Origin of the sequence: Niveibacterium sp. 24ML (genome assembly GCF_026586805.1) — a bacterium.
GTDB lineage: Bacteria > Pseudomonadota > Gammaproteobacteria > Burkholderiales > Rhodocyclaceae > Niveibacterium.
Genome location: NZ_JAPFHA010000043.1, coordinates 1 through 13403 on the forward strand (window position 1 = coordinate 1; position 13403 = coordinate 13403).

A 13403-nucleotide genomic window follows, 5' to 3' on the forward strand; every position below is an offset into this window, starting at 1 on the left:
CGCGCGTTCCGCGCGCGCTGCCCGTTTACGCAAAGCCCCGGCGACACTTCACCCGAACCGAAACGCCCAGACACCATGTCCGTCGTCGGTCATCAGCCTCCACCGTTTTTCAAGCGCGGACTGCCCGCTTCGGCGCGGCTGACGCTTTACGTTGTGCTCTCGCTCGGGCTGCTGGTGGCGGATCTGCGCTTCCGCTATCTCGAAACCGTGCGGCATGGCATGACAGTGCTGACCTACCCGCTGCAGATCGCGGCATCGACCCCGGCCGAATGGGCCAACCGCACCTTCGAGTACTTCTCGTCGCTGACCCGGCTGCAGAGCGAAAACCAGACACTGCGGGCCAAGGCTCTCAACGACGCGAAGAGCCTACTGCGCCAGCAAAGTCTTGAGAAAGAAAACCGCCAGTTGCGCGAAACGCTGGGCATGCGCGAACGGGTGGCCGCGCGCAGCATCGCCGCAGAGGTCATCTACGCCGCACGCGACCCCTTCGCGCGCCGCGTGATCATTGACCGAGGCGAGCGCGACGGAGTGGAACCCGGGCTCGCGGCGATCGACGCCGCCGGCGTGATCGGGCAGGTGACCCGCGTGTTCCCCTTGCAGGCGGAAATCACGCTGCTGACCGACAAGGACCAGGCGATCCCGGTCAAGGTGGTGCGCACCGGCCAAAGGGCGGTGATGTTCGGCGCGGGCAGTGGTTTGCTGGAGCTGCGGTACCTCGCTGCCAATGCGGATGTCGCGCCGGGCGATGTGATCGTGACCTCCGGGCTCGACGGCGTGTATCTGCCGGATCTGCCGGTGGCGCGGGTGCTCAAGGTCAGCCGCGACGATGCGCGGGGTTTTGCGCGCTTCATTTGCCAACCGGTTGCAGGCGTTGAACGCAGCGGCGCGGTGCTGGTGCTGGGCCGCTCGGTCACCCCCTTGCCCGATCCAACCGTCAACGAACCCGCGCCAGCGGATCCGGCCACGGGCAGCCGCCAGAAGAAGAGGTAAGCGATGCAGCCGACCCACCGATCAAGCCGCATCCTGCTGCCGGTTCGCATGAGCTGGGTGTGGGCAACCTTGCTGGTTGCGCTGACGCTCAACCTGGTCCCGACCCGCGCCCTGCCGGGCATGCCCGATTTCGTCGCCCTGGCTCTGGCCTTCTGGTGCGTGCGTGAGCCGCTGCGCGTGAACATGGGCACCGGATTCGTACTTGGATTGATCACCGACATCGGCTTCGGCTCGGCCCTCGGGCAACACGCGCTGGCGTATGTGCTGCTGGCCTTCATTGCCAGCACCATGAGCCGGCGCCTGCTGTGGTTCCCGCCCGCCGCGCAGGCCCTGCAGATGGTGCCGCTGTTCCTGATGACGCAGATCGTGATGCTGGTGATCCGCCTTATCGCCGGCGCGGAGTTCCCGGGCTGGGAGTACTTCTTCACCACCTTCACCACCGCGCTGATGTGGTTCCCGGTGCATTTCGTGATGCTGCTGCCGCAAATGCAGCCGATCGAACGCGACCAGAACCGCCCCCTGTAAACCGCGACATCCGACGATGGAATTCAAGACCCCGGAACAGGAGATCCAGCGCTTTCGCAGCCGCGTGCTGGCGGCCAGCGCTTTCGTGATCATCTGCTTCGGGCTGCTGGTTGCGCGCTTCGTGTACCTGCAGGTCATCCAGCATGACTACTTCAGCACCCGCGCGGAGGACAACCGGATCTCGCTGGTGCCGATCGTCCCCAACCGCGGCTTGATCGTCGACCGCAACGGGGTTGTGCTGGCGCGCAACTACTCTGCCTACACGCTGGAAATCACGCCAAGCCGGATCAAGGACCTGGATGCCACGATCGACGCACTGGCCGGCATCATCGACATCCAGCCCAAAGACCGCAAGCGTTTCAAGAAGCTGCTCGACGAGAGCAAGACCTTCGAAAGCCTGCCGCTGCGCAACCGGCTCACCGACGAAGAGGTGGCCCGGTTTGTTGCGCAGCGCTACCGCTTCCCCGGCGTTGATATCAAGGCGCGCCTGTTCCGCCAGTATCCGGAGGGCGAGTTCGCCTCTCATGTGCTGGGCTACATCGGCCGCATCAACGACCGCGAGAAACGCAAGATCGAGGACGATGAAACGCGTGCGGCGAATTACCGCGGTACCGAGCACATCGGCAAGAGCGGCCTGGAACAGAGCTACGAAGACGAACTGCACGGCACGACCGGTTTCGAGCAGATCGAAGTCGATGCCGGTGGCCGCGCGGTGCGCTCACTTGCCCGCACGCCGCCGATACCCGGCCGCAAGCTGGTGCTGACGCTTGATTCAAAGCTGCAGAAAATCGCCGAGGAGGCCTTTGGAAACCGCCGCGGCGCACTGGTGGCGATCGAGCCGGGCACCGGCGGCGTGCTCGCCCTGGTGTCGATGCCGACCTTCGACCCCAACCTCTTCGTTGACGGCATCGATTCGGCCAGCTGGGACGCGCTGAACAATTCACCCGACCATCCGCTGCTGCAGCGGGCGATCTACTCGTCTTATCCGCCCGGCTCGACCTTCAAGCCCTTCATGTCGATGGCCGCGCTGATGACCGGGAAGCGGACGCCGCATCAGGCGATCTCCGACCCCGGGTTCTTCTGGTTTGGCGGCCACCGCTTCCGTGACGACAAGGAGGGCGGCCACGGCACGGTGGACATGGCCAAGTCCATCATCGTGTCGTGCGACACCTACTACTACCACCTCGCCAACGACATGGGCATCGACCTGCTGTCGCGCTCGCTCGGCGAATTCGGCTTCGGTACGCGCACCGGCATCGACATCCACGGCGAGTCGGCCGGCGTGCTGCCCTCGCCAGAATGGAAGAAGAAGCGCTTCAAGAAGCCGGAAATGCAGAAGTGGTATGCCGGCGAAACGATCTCGATCGGGATCGGCCAGGGTTATAACAACTACACGATGCTCCAGCTCGCCCACGCCACCGCCACGCTGGCGGCCGGCGGCGTGATGTTCAAGCCCCACCTGGTGAAGTATGTGCAGGACGTGCGTACCGACGAAAAGCGGCTGATCGAGCCCACACCGATCAAGAAGATCCCGATCAAGCCCGAGCACCTGAAGGTGATCACCGATGCCATGGTTGGGGTGAACAAGTTCGGCACCAGCTCGCGCGCCTTCGCCGGCACCGAGTATGTGGCGGCGGGCAAGACCGGCACCGCGCAGGTGTTCTCGCTCAAAGGCGCGAAGTACGACGCCAAGGCGATTGGCGAGCGCTTGCGCGACCATGCCTTGTTCATCGCCTTTGCGCCGGCCGACGCGCCGAAGATCGCGCTCGCGGTGATCGTCGAGAACGGAGGTTTCGGCGCCGTTTCGGCCGCGCCGATCGCGCGCCAGGTGCTCGACTACTACCTGACCGGCAAGATCCCCGCCGGCGCCGCACCCGAACAGGTAGGTGCCGAATGATCCTGCAGAGAATCTGGCGGGCGATCATCAACCCGATCGACCCCTTCCTGTTCGCCTTGATGGTGCTGCTGATCGGCTTCACCACCCTGGTGATGCTCTCTGCCTCACCCGATCGCATCGAGGCACAACTCATCAACACCGGCGTCGCCCTGTCAGCCATGTGGGTAGTTGCGAGCATTTCGCCGCAACGCCTGCAACTGCTGGCGCTGCCACTTTATGTGGTGGGGGTGATCCTGCTGATCGCGGTGGCGGTGTTCGGCGATATTTCAAAAGGCGCCCAGCGCTGGCTCGACCTGGGCGTCATGCGCATCCAGCCGTCCGAACTGCTGAAGATCGCCATGCCGCTCATGCTTGCGTGGTACTTCCAGATGCGCGAAGGATCGCTGGCCGTGCGCGATTTCGTCGTCGCCGCCGCCTTGCTCGCGCTCCCGGTGTATCTGATCGCCAGCCAGCCGGATCTGGGCACCTCGCTGCTGGTGCTCTCGTCAGGCCTGTTCATCATCTTTTTCGCCGGCCTTTCGTGGAAGCTGATCACCCCGGTCATGCTGGCCGGGATCATTGCGATCACCGCGATCATCGCCACCGAAGACCAGATCTGTCAGCCCGACGTGAAGTGGCCCGGGCTGCGCGATTACCAGAAGCACCGTGTCTGCACATTGCTCGATCCGAACAAGGATCCGCTCGGCAAGGGATTCCACACCATCCAGGCGGAGATCGCGATCGGCTCGGGCGGCTGGCTTGGAAAGGGCTGGCGCAACGGCACCCAGACGCAGCTGGAGTTCATTCCTGAACGCCATACCGACTTCATCTTTGCAGTGATCTCGGAAGAATTTGGCCTGATCGGCAACCTGGGCCTGCTGCTTACCCTGCTGCTCGTGATCCTGCGCGGCCTGCTGATCGCCGCCCATGCCGCCACCGTGTTCTCGCGCCTGCTTGCCGGCGCCTTGTCGCTATCGTTCTTCACCTACGCATTTGTGAACATGGGCATGGTGACCGGCATCCTGCCGGTGGTCGGGGTGCCCTTGCCACTGGTGAGCTACGGCGGCACCGCCCTGGTGACGCTTTGCCTTGGCTTGGGTATCCTGATGAGTATTGCCCGTCATCGGACGCTGCTGCAGAAATGAGCAAAATCAAGCCCTGCAAGCACTTCATCCGCACGCACCGCGGCACGCTTTCGTCGCTGGCGGCCGCGTTGCTGCTGGCTGCCTGCGCCAGCACACCGACGCCGCAGCCCACCGAACCCCAGGCCAAACCAACGCCGCCCAGCAAGAGCGGCGAGCCGCCCAAGGTCGTGCAGAAGCGCGGCGGCGGGTACTACAAGGACGACGGCCCCGGCGACGAGATCCCGGACAACCTCGATTCGATCCCAGACGCCGAACCACGCGCCGAACCGCTGCATCGCTTTGCCAACAACCCGTACAACGTGTTTGGCAAGGACTACATTCCGCGCGGCGAAATCGCGCCCTATCAAGAGCAGGGCCTGGCCTCGTGGTACGGCAAGAAGTTCCACGGCAAACGAACCTCCAGCGGCGAGACCTATGACATGTTCGGGATGACAGCCGCGCATCCGACCTTGCCGATCCCGAGCTATGCGCGCGTCACGAACCTGCGCAACAATAAGTCGGTGATCGTCCGGATCAACGACCGCGGCCCCTTCCATCCGGGCCGCTCGATCGATTTGTCGTATGCCGCCGCCCATAAACTGGGCTACATCAGCGTCGGTCACACCCTGGTCGAGATCGAAAGCATCGTGCCTGAGGGCGTGCAGGTCATCGCCGCGAACGTTCCGCCGCTGAAGCGGCGTAGCCCGCCGCAGCGCATGGCCGCGACCAAAGCGCCCGCGACGGCGCCCACCGCCGACAGCACACCGCCCGTAGCGCCGGCAGCGGCCGCTACCCCCGCCAGCAAGACCGCCAGCGCCGAGCCCACCCCCGTGCTGGTTACAGCGGCGAGCACCTTGCCGCCGGCCACAAACACAGGCACAAACACCAGCGCCGCCACGCCCACCAGCCCGGGCGCGGGCATCTTCCTGCAATTGGGTGCATTCACCACCGCCGCCAATGCAGAGAGCTTCCGCAAGTTCGTCGGCGCGGAGCTGACTTCGCTCGCCGATCAGCTGCAGGTTTTGCTGCTCGATGGCCGCTTCCGCCTGCATGCGGGCCCCTTCCCGAGCGAGTCGGACGCGCGCAGCATGGCCAGCCAGATCGCACGCGAGCTGCGCTTCAAGCCCTTCCTCATCACCCGCTGAGCCCGGCGCCGCCAAGCACATCGCCCTGCCCCGCGTCCATTGCGGCGGCAAGTGTTTCAACATGTAGCGTCGGAAGGGGCGTCAATCCCAACGCGTATAATCGCCGCTCCGTTTCGCTGCCCCGCCCCAGGTTTCCGATGACCCGACTGATCGCCCTCCTGCTCTCCTTTGCCCTTGCCGCGCCGCTGGCCATCGCCAATGAACCGACGCCGCCCGCGCTTGCCGCCAAGGCCTGGTTGCTGTACGACACCAGCTCCGGCCAGGTGCTGACCGCGCAGGGCGCCGACGAGCGCATCGAGCCGGCATCGCTGACCAAGCTGATGACCGCCTATGTGGTGTTCTCTGCGCTCAAGGCGAAGACCATTTCGCTCGAACAGCAAGTCACCGTCTCCGAGAACGCGCGCAAGACCAGCCTTGACGGCTCGCGCATGTTCATCATGGAAGGCATGCCGGTCACCGTGAATGAGTTGATTCAGGGCATGATCGTGCAATCGGGCAACGACGCCTGCGTCGCGCTGGCCGAGCTGATCTCGGGTTCCGAAACCGCGTTCGTGTCGCGCATGAACAAGGAAGCCCAGCGTCTGGGCATGAAGAACAGCCAGTTCCGCAATGTGGCTGGCCTCACCGCCGACGGGCACTACATGAGCCCGCGCGATCTGGCTACGCTCACCACCGCCATCATCCGCGACTTCCCCGAGTACTTTCACTTCTACTCGCAGAAGGAATTCACCTACAACAAGATCAAGCAGCCCAACCGCAACCGTCTGCTGTTCATCGACCCGAGCGTCGACGGCATGAAGACTGGCCACACTGCCGCGGCGGGCTACTGCCTGGTTTCTACCGCCAAGCGCGGATCACGCCGCCTGGTCTCGATTGTCACCGGCACCGCGTCGGATTCGGTCCGCACGGCCGAATCGCAGAAACTGTTGAATTTCGGTTTCCTCTCGTGGGAGACGGTCAAGCTCTACGGCGCCAACGCCAGCGTGCAGACGCTGCCGGTCTGGCAGGGCAAGGCGGACAAGGTCAGTGTCGGCTTCACGAAGGATCTGGTCTTGTCGGTGCCGCAGGGCGACGCCGCCCGCGTGAAAGTGCAACTTGAAAGCAAACAGCCGCTCAAGGCGCCGATTGCCAAGGGCGCCGCACTCGGCTCGCTGGCGGTCACCCTAGACGGCAAGCCGCTGGGCAACTTCCCGGTGGTGGCGCTCGAAGCGGTTGAACAAGCCGGCTTCTTCGGCCGCATCTGGGATGCGATCCGCTTCTGGATCAAGAACCTCTGACCAGCGGGAGGCGCGATGTCAAATCCAGAGCTGATCGAATACCCCTGCGACTTCCCGATCAAGGTGATGGGCGCAACGCGCGACGATTTCGCGCAGACCATCGTCGAAGTGGTGCAGGGGCACGCGCCGGATTTCAACGTCGCGGCGGTTGAAATGCGCGCCTCGAGCGGCGGCAAGTACATCAGCCTGACCTGCACCGTGCGCGCCACCTCGCGCGAACAGCTCGACAACATTTACCGCGCGCTCACCAGCCATCCCTACGTCAAAGTCGTACTCTGAATCAGGCCGCTGCGGGCGGGCAGGAAAGACCCCTCCGCCAGCAGCGTTGCCCCAAGGCGCGTGCGCCCGATAAAATCCCGTTTTTCCTCAAGCCCTTGCATGTGCATCGGGCCAGCCCTGCATGGATACCCCCGCCCCGCTTCTGCTGCGCAAGCCTTTGGGCCTGGTCGAATACGAGCCGACCTGGCACGCCATGCAGCAGTTCACCCGCGCCCGCACCCGCGAAACGGCGGATGAACTGTGGCTGGTCGAGCATCCGCCGGTGTTCACACTGGGCTTGGCCGGAAAACCGGAACACCTGCTGCGCGAGACCGGCATCCCGCTGGTCAAGATCGACCGCGGCGGCCAGATCACCTATCACGGGCCGGGGCAGGCAGTGGCCTACCTGCTGATCGACCTCGCGCGGCGCGAGATCAAGGTGCGCGAACTGGTGAGCCTGATCGAGCAAGCGATTCTCGATCTGCTGCGCGGCTACAACATCGACGCCCACCTGCGCGAAGGCGCCCCCGGCGTCTATGTGGCCGATGCCAAGATCGCCGCGCTGGGCCTGAAGATCGCCAACGGCTGCAGCTACCATGGCCTGAGCTTGAACGCCGACATGGATCTGACGCCCTACTCGGCGATCAACCCCTGCGGCTATCCGGGGCTTGAATCCGCCCAATTGAAGGATTTCGGTGTCAGCGATTCGCTGCCCGTGATCCACCAGAAGATTGCAGACGCGCTCGACGCGCGTTTCGAACACCACCACGCTGCCCGCATGGCAGCGGCCTGAGAGGACCCCCATGGCTGAAGTCGGCAAAAAACTCCGCGGCGCGGACAAAACCGCTCGTATCCCGATCAAGATCGTTCCGGTCGCCGAGAAGCTACGCAAGCCGGAATGGATCCGCATCCGCCTTGGCGGCGCCGAAGAAACCGCGCGCTTCAACGAGATCAAGGACACGCTGCGCGACCACAAGCTACACACCGTCTGCGAGGAAGCGTCCTGCCCCAACATTCACGAATGTTTCGGCAAGGGCACGGCCACCTTCATGATCATGGGCGACATCTGCACCCGCCGCTGCCCCTTCTGCGACGTCGGCCACGGCCGCCCCAACCCGCTTGATGCCGACGAACCGGCAAGCCTCGCCAAGACAATCGCTGCGATGCGCCTGCGCTACGTGGTGATCACCTCAGTCGACCGTGACGACCTGCGCGACGGCGGCGCCCAGCACTTCGTCGAGTGCATCCGCGAGACCCGCGCCGCGTCGCCCAAGACCACGATTGAAGTGCTGGTGCCGGACTTCCGCGGCCGCATGGAGATCGCGCTGGAGATCTTCGACCAGGCTCCGCCGGACGTGATGAACCACAACCTCGAAACCGTGCCGCGTCTGTACAAGGCCGCCCGGCCCGGTGCCGACTACGCCTACTCGCTGCAACTCCTGAAGGAGTTCAAGGCCCGTCACCCGGATGTGCCGACCAAGTCCGGCCTGATGGTCGGCCTCGGCGAAACCGACGAAGAGATCCTCGAAGTGATGCGCGATCTGCGTGCGCACAATGTCGACATGCTCACCATCGGCCAGTACCTGCAACCCTCCGGTGGCCACCTGCCGGTGCTGCGCTACGTGCATCCGGACACCTTCAAGATGTTCGAAACCGAAGCGCTGAAGATGGGTTTCAAGAACGCCGCCTGTGGCCCGATGGTGCGCTCGTCGTACTGGGCGGACCAGCAGGCCCACGGCGCGGGCGTGGTCTGATTGTCGGAATCCATAAGTAAATGAGAATATCTAGAAGTGGATGATAATTATCTACAAGTTGGCGAGAATTTCTTGCGGGAGCGGGTGTTGAGCCGCGCCAGTCTACTGATCGGCCAAGTGCAGAATCAGGTCGCATGACGGAACAGCTTGAGCTTTGGACACTTAGACCGCGGCCCTACGCCGGAGAAGTCCTTAGCTCCTGGCTCAGCCGGATTGCCAACTCGACGGATCTGTCGCTGTGGCGATTTCTGGAGCAACGCCTGCCCCGCCCGTCCGGCAATCGCTTCGATATTGACCAAACCACCAAGGATTCTTTTTTCGGCGCACTAGCCTCCGCTGCGGGCGTTTCGATTGAGGCTGCCAGAGGAACCGGCTTTGCTAGCGACTTCGGGCGAGTGTTTACGCGAAGAGCGTTTAACAACTTTGAATGGATCGTCCCCTACTCGGCCTCTGACTTCCTTGGGCGCCATCACGTGGTCCCCTTCTGTTCGGCATGCCTAGCGACCGATGACGAGCCGTTCTATCGGAAAGCGTGGCGCTATGCGTTCTCGCCGACATGTCCGCGTCACGGCCTGCTATCCACAAGATGCTCGAGGTGCAGTGCCCCGTTCGGATACGTGATTAATGGTAGAACGCCAGGTGGGCTTGCTCACACGCACATGGGGCTTTGCCGGGAGTGCGGAGCCACTCATCGAACCAGCGTTGAATCGTTGTTGCGCGGCCCAAGCGACGCATTTCTGCATGATGTAGCTGACATGCAAAAGTCGCTTCTGATAGCGCTCGATGAGGGCTGGCATACCCGAGAAAGCGGAGGGGCGATCGCGATCGCGATTTACCTCCGGGGCCTGCACGATCTGGCAATACACGCCCTGAATCCCCGATACGGCTCGCTCGCGCTCACGTGGGTGCTAAGTGAGTCTGGTGTAGACGCTGGTCTCTCTCCGCTCGAGGGTGAAGGGGTGAACCTGGAGCAACGCTCACCGAGTGACCGGGCGTCACTTCTGTTTTTCGCAAGTTGGCTGGCGCGCGACTGGCCCGTTCGCTTCATTGAGATGGTGCGTGAACTGCGACGCCGGGGGTATCGCCCGGCCCTACCGAATGCGGAGAGCCCCTTTTGGATGCTGGCACGCGGCCTCGAGGCGCTTAAGACCATGCGGCGAGAGAACAACCTCGCTGAGCGGGCGGCGGCTAGTGAAGTTCTGAAAGGGCGGCGGGGCTGGCCCTCCACTCCGACAGATCTTGTGCGCTTTGTTTCCACAGGCCAGACACCGCCCATTCGAGGAAAGAAGCGGCCGGCTTCCCGCCAAGTTAAGCAGTTCTTCGAGGCGACAGATCGACGCGTTGAAGCAATGCAAAGTCGTCGATATGCCCTCATGCGTGCAGCGCGCATGGCGGTCGAAGGCCTCTATCTGCCCATCCCCTTCGACACGGCACCTCCAAGTACAGAAGATGAGTTCAGAGAATCTCCAGAACACCGCGCGATCATCCAGGAACTCCGGTTTACTTTTCGCGCCGAAACTCAAGCCGACGACGCAGATGGCTGATAGCTCGCCTTTCATAAACTGTTTTTGCGCCAAAGCCGCCACGTAGATGCACTCTCACCCCCCAAACGTCCATTCCGACACTATTAGTCAACGACCTAGGAAAGACTAACAGCACCGCTTATCTTGACAATACTATTGCTCAGAGCCCGCCGCACGAGGCCGAGCAGGCGGTCGCCTTCAAGTCGCGATACGGCTAGTCGTCGTCGATCGTATGAATGCCGCGCCGCGTTGCCCGCGTGTGGGCAGTGCCGCGCACAGTCGATAGCGGTCCCCAGTCATTCCAGGATCGTCGGATGATGCACCAGTCGGAACTATGGCTCAATCTACAATCGGCGCAGAAAACGAATATCGGTTCGTGCGGAGGGCGTAGTGCACGAGGTCTTCGCCGGATCGACACCATGGCATCGAGGCCGACGTGAATCGCTATCTGACAAAGGCATTGCCCGATATGGCGCCGAAAGCCCTCACCCGCCCGTCGAAGGGCATCGACCGGTGGTCCGTCGCCAGCTGGCAGCACGTCATGATTGTGGCCGAGACGCACGCCTGACGAGTTGCGGCCAAGCAGGCGATGGGTCGCCAGCCGATTCATCGGCTCATGGCTGGGACGACTTCCTTTACACTCTTCTTACGGCAGCATTAGCACTCACTCGCTGCGACCACCTTCTCTGAATACAATATTGAGTCGCTTTTATCTTTGCGGCTGCACGCCGTCGTTGATCCTGCCACTTGCCCAATGAAACTGTACGAAAACGTCGCCATCGGTAATTTTCTCTATGGCCTGGGCTTCGCAGTGGCCAAGCGCGTCAAGGGGCAGGATCTGCCTTCGATTGTCAATTTGCTCCAACAAACGCCGGACGATCCGCTCTTCGGTGATGTCTTGATTCGTGCGCCGGGCGTGTTGCGCATCTTTGAATTCAAGCAACGTGATAACACGGATTCAAAAGAGCCGGCTCGTCACGCAAAGCTCGTGAGGAACCTCGCCGGGAAAGACGACCTAATTCGCATCTCCCGCATCGTTCATTGGTTTGTCGAGACGGCGCCGGCCGAGAAAACGTTCTTCTCGCGAATCGTGCCGTATCTGGATGCCTATCCGAAAACGACCCCACGGCATGATTTTGCGGAATTTGTGAATGCAACTGCAGTTGCCGTCGCCGGCGGAGCCGAAGCGCTGTCGCAAAGCGACATGGCGAACTACCTCGCCCATCTGGTCCTTTTGCATAAGACCGGCACCGTAGGCTCCGGTGGCTTGGTCGTGAAGATGTCGGAGACTGGTGAACTCCACTACGCGGAACTGGCATCGATATTGGACTTGATCTTGACTCGGCAGGCGGTTATTGAAGAACACAGGCAACAGGAACAGGCGCTGAAGCGAGAGAAGGCAAACGAACAGAAGTTGGATCGAGGGCCTAGGCTATGAGTGATGAAGCACCGGCCAATATGGTTTTAGCGCTGGGTGACGCGGTCGACTCGCTTATCGAGCAGGCGGAGCGGCAACAGAAGGTCGCAGAAGGCGTGCTTGCTGCTGGCAAGGAGGCGCTCGATGTGGTTTCGCGCGCGGCCAAGGAGCAGCGGGTCCTGACAACGGATCTTCCGAGGCAGGTCCAAGAGGCAATCATTGGCGCGTTGGATGGGGCTGCCACCAAAGCGGCTGGGGCTCTGTCATCCCAGTTTACCGAGGCCAACGAACAAGCTGAGCGAGCCGCGCGTCGCTATGAGAATGCTGCTCGTGCCCTACGGTGGAAGGTTGTCGCAGCGTGTGCTGGTGCTTGGGCCGCAACGGTCACACTTATGGTTTCGGCGGGCTGGTATATGAGTGGGGAGATTCGGACTCTGTACGAGGATAGCCGTATGCTGGCGACCGCGGTCACCTATCTTAAGGACAAGCCGCAAGGGGCTCAGCTCGCGCTTTGCGATCGTCACAATGACACCCGCGACCTTTGCGTCTATGTTCAGACCGCCAAGAACAAATGGGAGTGGCGAGTTCTTGCGAAACGTTCAGAGACTGCTCCTGGACATTGAGCGTAGTAGTTCACATCGGCGCTGGCAGCCACTCAACGGAGGGAAGATGGTCGCAGTTCAGTTGATCGCGCCCGCGGCGCCGCTCATGGCCGGAAGTGACTGCGCATTCAGCCGCCATCCGCACGGCTCGGCCGCACAAAAGCACTAATGCCACCTCAGCGGCAAAATCGGCCGAAGCGCTGGAGCAGTTACATTCCACACCAACGTGATAGATGGCCCGATTGCCGTTTCCGGACCTTCAAAGGACATCGACCGTTGATCCGTCGCCCGCAGGCAGCACGCCACGATTTGGCCGAAACGCACGCTTGGCGAGTTGCGGCCTGGCAGGCGGTCAGTCGGTCGCCAGCTGATTCGGCTTCTCATGGCTGGGACGACTTGTTCTACTATCTTCTTACGGCAGAACTAACAGGCCGATGCAAAACGCTGTGACGTCACGCCTGGCATGGCCGTTGCGATTCGGTTTTTCATGACTTCAGTCCTGCAATTGAGTTCGCAATCGCTTTTGACTCGACTCAAACGGGCCGGAGAAGGGGTTTTCAATGGATTCCGGGCGCCGCTTTATGTCGCGCTCCCCGCAGTCTGCAATTTGGCGATGCGCAGCAAGTTGTACGCCGCCGCCGACAGGTAGGCGGCGATCTGGGTTCGGGCTTGGCCGATGAAGCGGGTCTTTCTCATCCCGCCTACCGTCTTGAGCCAGCCGAAGATTTCCTCGATGCGCTTTCGCTTGCGCTGGCTGACCTTGTAACCGTCGCTACAGGTGGTACGTCCGTCGAGCCCCGGTGTCTGTCGCCCGTCGATGCGCGCGATATGCGGCTTGATCCGGTGTTCGCGCAGGTGCGCGACGAAGTCCTTCACGTGGTAGCCCTTGTCGGCCCCCAGCGTCTTCGGATG

14 protein-coding genes and 1 pseudogene are annotated in these 13403 nt (G+C 62.4%); 14 read left to right on the forward strand and 1 reads right to left on the reverse strand.

From position 1 onward, the window contains the following. From mreC to OPU71_RS20710, 14 genes and pseudogenes are all read left to right on the forward strand, one after another. Positions 1 to 990, forward strand: a 990-nt coding sequence (gene mreC, locus OPU71_RS20645) for a rod shape-determining protein MreC (protein WP_267729977.1), incomplete at its 5' end; no start/stop codon positions are given. A 3-nt stretch (positions 991 to 993) separates the two neighbouring features. Then, entirely contained in the window at positions 994 to 1515 is a 522-nt protein-coding gene (gene mreD / locus OPU71_RS20650; protein WP_267729978.1) for a rod shape-determining protein MreD, read from the forward strand. 16 nt (positions 1516 to 1531) lie between these two features. Next, positions 1532 to 3412 carry a penicillin-binding protein 2 gene (gene mrdA / locus OPU71_RS20655; protein ID WP_267729979.1) on the forward strand — a complete coding sequence of 627 codons (1881 nt, stop codon included), beginning with the start codon at positions 1532 to 1534 and terminating at the stop codon, positions 3410 to 3412. Continuing rightward, positions 3409 to 4536, forward strand: coding sequence for a rod shape-determining protein RodA (rodA, locus tag OPU71_RS20660; protein ID WP_267729980.1), 1128 nt, complete (start codon positions 3409 to 3411; stop codon positions 4534 to 4536). The genes mrdA and rodA overlap by 4 nt, the downstream gene beginning before the upstream one ends. Then, entirely contained in the window at positions 4533 to 5660 is a 1128-nt protein-coding gene (locus OPU71_RS21305) for a septal ring lytic transglycosylase RlpA family protein (RefSeq protein WP_324256095.1), read from the forward strand. The genes rodA and OPU71_RS21305 overlap by 4 nt, the downstream gene beginning before the upstream one ends. 137 nt (positions 5661 to 5797) lie before the next feature. Further along, the gene (locus OPU71_RS20675; protein WP_267729981.1) at positions 5798 to 6937 is read left to right on the forward strand and encodes a D-alanyl-D-alanine carboxypeptidase family protein; all 1140 of its coding nucleotides are present in this window, start codon (positions 5798 to 5800) and stop codon (positions 6935 to 6937) included. Between the two features lie 15 nt (positions 6938 to 6952). Beyond that, complete coding sequence (locus OPU71_RS20680) at positions 6953 to 7216, forward strand: YbeD family protein (RefSeq protein ID WP_267729982.1); 264 nt, start codon at positions 6953 to 6955, stop codon at positions 7214 to 7216. Between the two features lie 121 nt (positions 7217 to 7337). Further along, the gene (gene lipB, locus OPU71_RS20685) at positions 7338 to 7988 is read left to right on the forward strand and encodes a lipoyl(octanoyl) transferase LipB (protein ID WP_267729985.1); all 651 of its coding nucleotides are present in this window, start codon (positions 7338 to 7340) and stop codon (positions 7986 to 7988) included. A 10-nt stretch (positions 7989 to 7998) separates the two neighbouring features. Next, positions 7999 to 8949, forward strand: a complete 951-nt coding sequence (lipA, locus tag OPU71_RS20690; protein ID WP_267729988.1) for a lipoyl synthase — start codon at positions 7999 to 8001, stop codon at positions 8947 to 8949. A gap of 134 nt (positions 8950 to 9083) precedes the next feature. Beyond that, positions 9084 to 9512, forward strand: a pseudogene (locus OPU71_RS21415) (TniQ family protein); the annotation flags it as partial. Between the two features lie 192 nt (positions 9513 to 9704). Beyond that, positions 9705 to 10493 carry a hypothetical protein gene (locus tag OPU71_RS20695; RefSeq protein ID WP_267729990.1) on the forward strand — a complete coding sequence of 263 codons (789 nt, stop codon included), beginning with the start codon at positions 9705 to 9707 and terminating at the stop codon, positions 10491 to 10493. A 415-nt stretch (positions 10494 to 10908) separates the two neighbouring features. Continuing rightward, positions 10909 to 11040, forward strand: coding sequence for a hypothetical protein (locus OPU71_RS20700; protein WP_267729991.1), 132 nt, complete (start codon positions 10909 to 10911; stop codon positions 11038 to 11040). 186 nt (positions 11041 to 11226) lie between these two features. Further along, positions 11227 to 11910, forward strand: coding sequence for a hypothetical protein (locus tag OPU71_RS20705; RefSeq protein WP_267729992.1), 684 nt, complete (start codon positions 11227 to 11229; stop codon positions 11908 to 11910). Continuing rightward, on the forward strand, positions 11907 to 12512 hold the full coding sequence (locus OPU71_RS20710) for a hypothetical protein (protein WP_267729993.1): 606 nt from the start codon (positions 11907 to 11909) through the stop codon (positions 12510 to 12512). Before OPU71_RS20705 ends, OPU71_RS20710 begins: the two co-directional genes overlap by 4 nt. A 558-nt stretch (positions 12513 to 13070) precedes the next feature. Here OPU71_RS20710 and OPU71_RS20715 read toward each other — a convergent pair. Then, positions 13071 to 13403: transposase (locus OPU71_RS20715; RefSeq protein WP_267729995.1), on the reverse strand; the 333-nt coding region annotated here is incomplete at its 5' end.

Excerpts from the sequence above, each read along its gene's own strand:
- mreD (WP_267729978.1), top strand. The coding sequence starts at position 994 with ATGCAGCCGACCCACCGATCAAGCCGCATCCTGCTGCCGGTTCGCATG.
- mrdA (WP_267729979.1), top strand. The coding sequence starts at position 1,532 with ATGGAATTCAAGACCCCGGAACAGGAGATCCAGCGCTTTCGCAGCCGC.
- rodA (WP_267729980.1), top strand. The coding sequence starts at position 3,409 with ATGATCCTGCAGAGAATCTGGCGGGCGATCATCAACCCGATCGACCCC.
- OPU71_RS21305 (WP_324256095.1), top strand. The coding sequence starts at position 4,533 with ATGAGCAAAATCAAGCCCTGCAAGCACTTCATCCGCACGCACCGCGGC.
- OPU71_RS20675 (WP_267729981.1), top strand. The coding sequence starts at position 5,798 with ATGACCCGACTGATCGCCCTCCTGCTCTCCTTTGCCCTTGCCGCGCCG.
- OPU71_RS20680 (WP_267729982.1), top strand. The coding sequence starts at position 6,953 with ATGTCAAATCCAGAGCTGATCGAATACCCCTGCGACTTCCCGATCAAG.
- lipB (WP_267729985.1), top strand. The coding sequence starts at position 7,338 with ATGGATACCCCCGCCCCGCTTCTGCTGCGCAAGCCTTTGGGCCTGGTC.
- lipA (WP_267729988.1), top strand. The coding sequence starts at position 7,999 with ATGGCTGAAGTCGGCAAAAAACTCCGCGGCGCGGACAAAACCGCTCGT.
- OPU71_RS20695 (WP_267729990.1), top strand. The coding sequence starts at position 9,705 with ATGCAAAAGTCGCTTCTGATAGCGCTCGATGAGGGCTGGCATACCCGA.
- OPU71_RS20705 (WP_267729992.1), top strand. The coding sequence starts at position 11,227 with ATGAAACTGTACGAAAACGTCGCCATCGGTAATTTTCTCTATGGCCTG.
- OPU71_RS20710 (WP_267729993.1), top strand. The coding sequence starts at position 11,907 with ATGAGTGATGAAGCACCGGCCAATATGGTTTTAGCGCTGGGTGACGCG.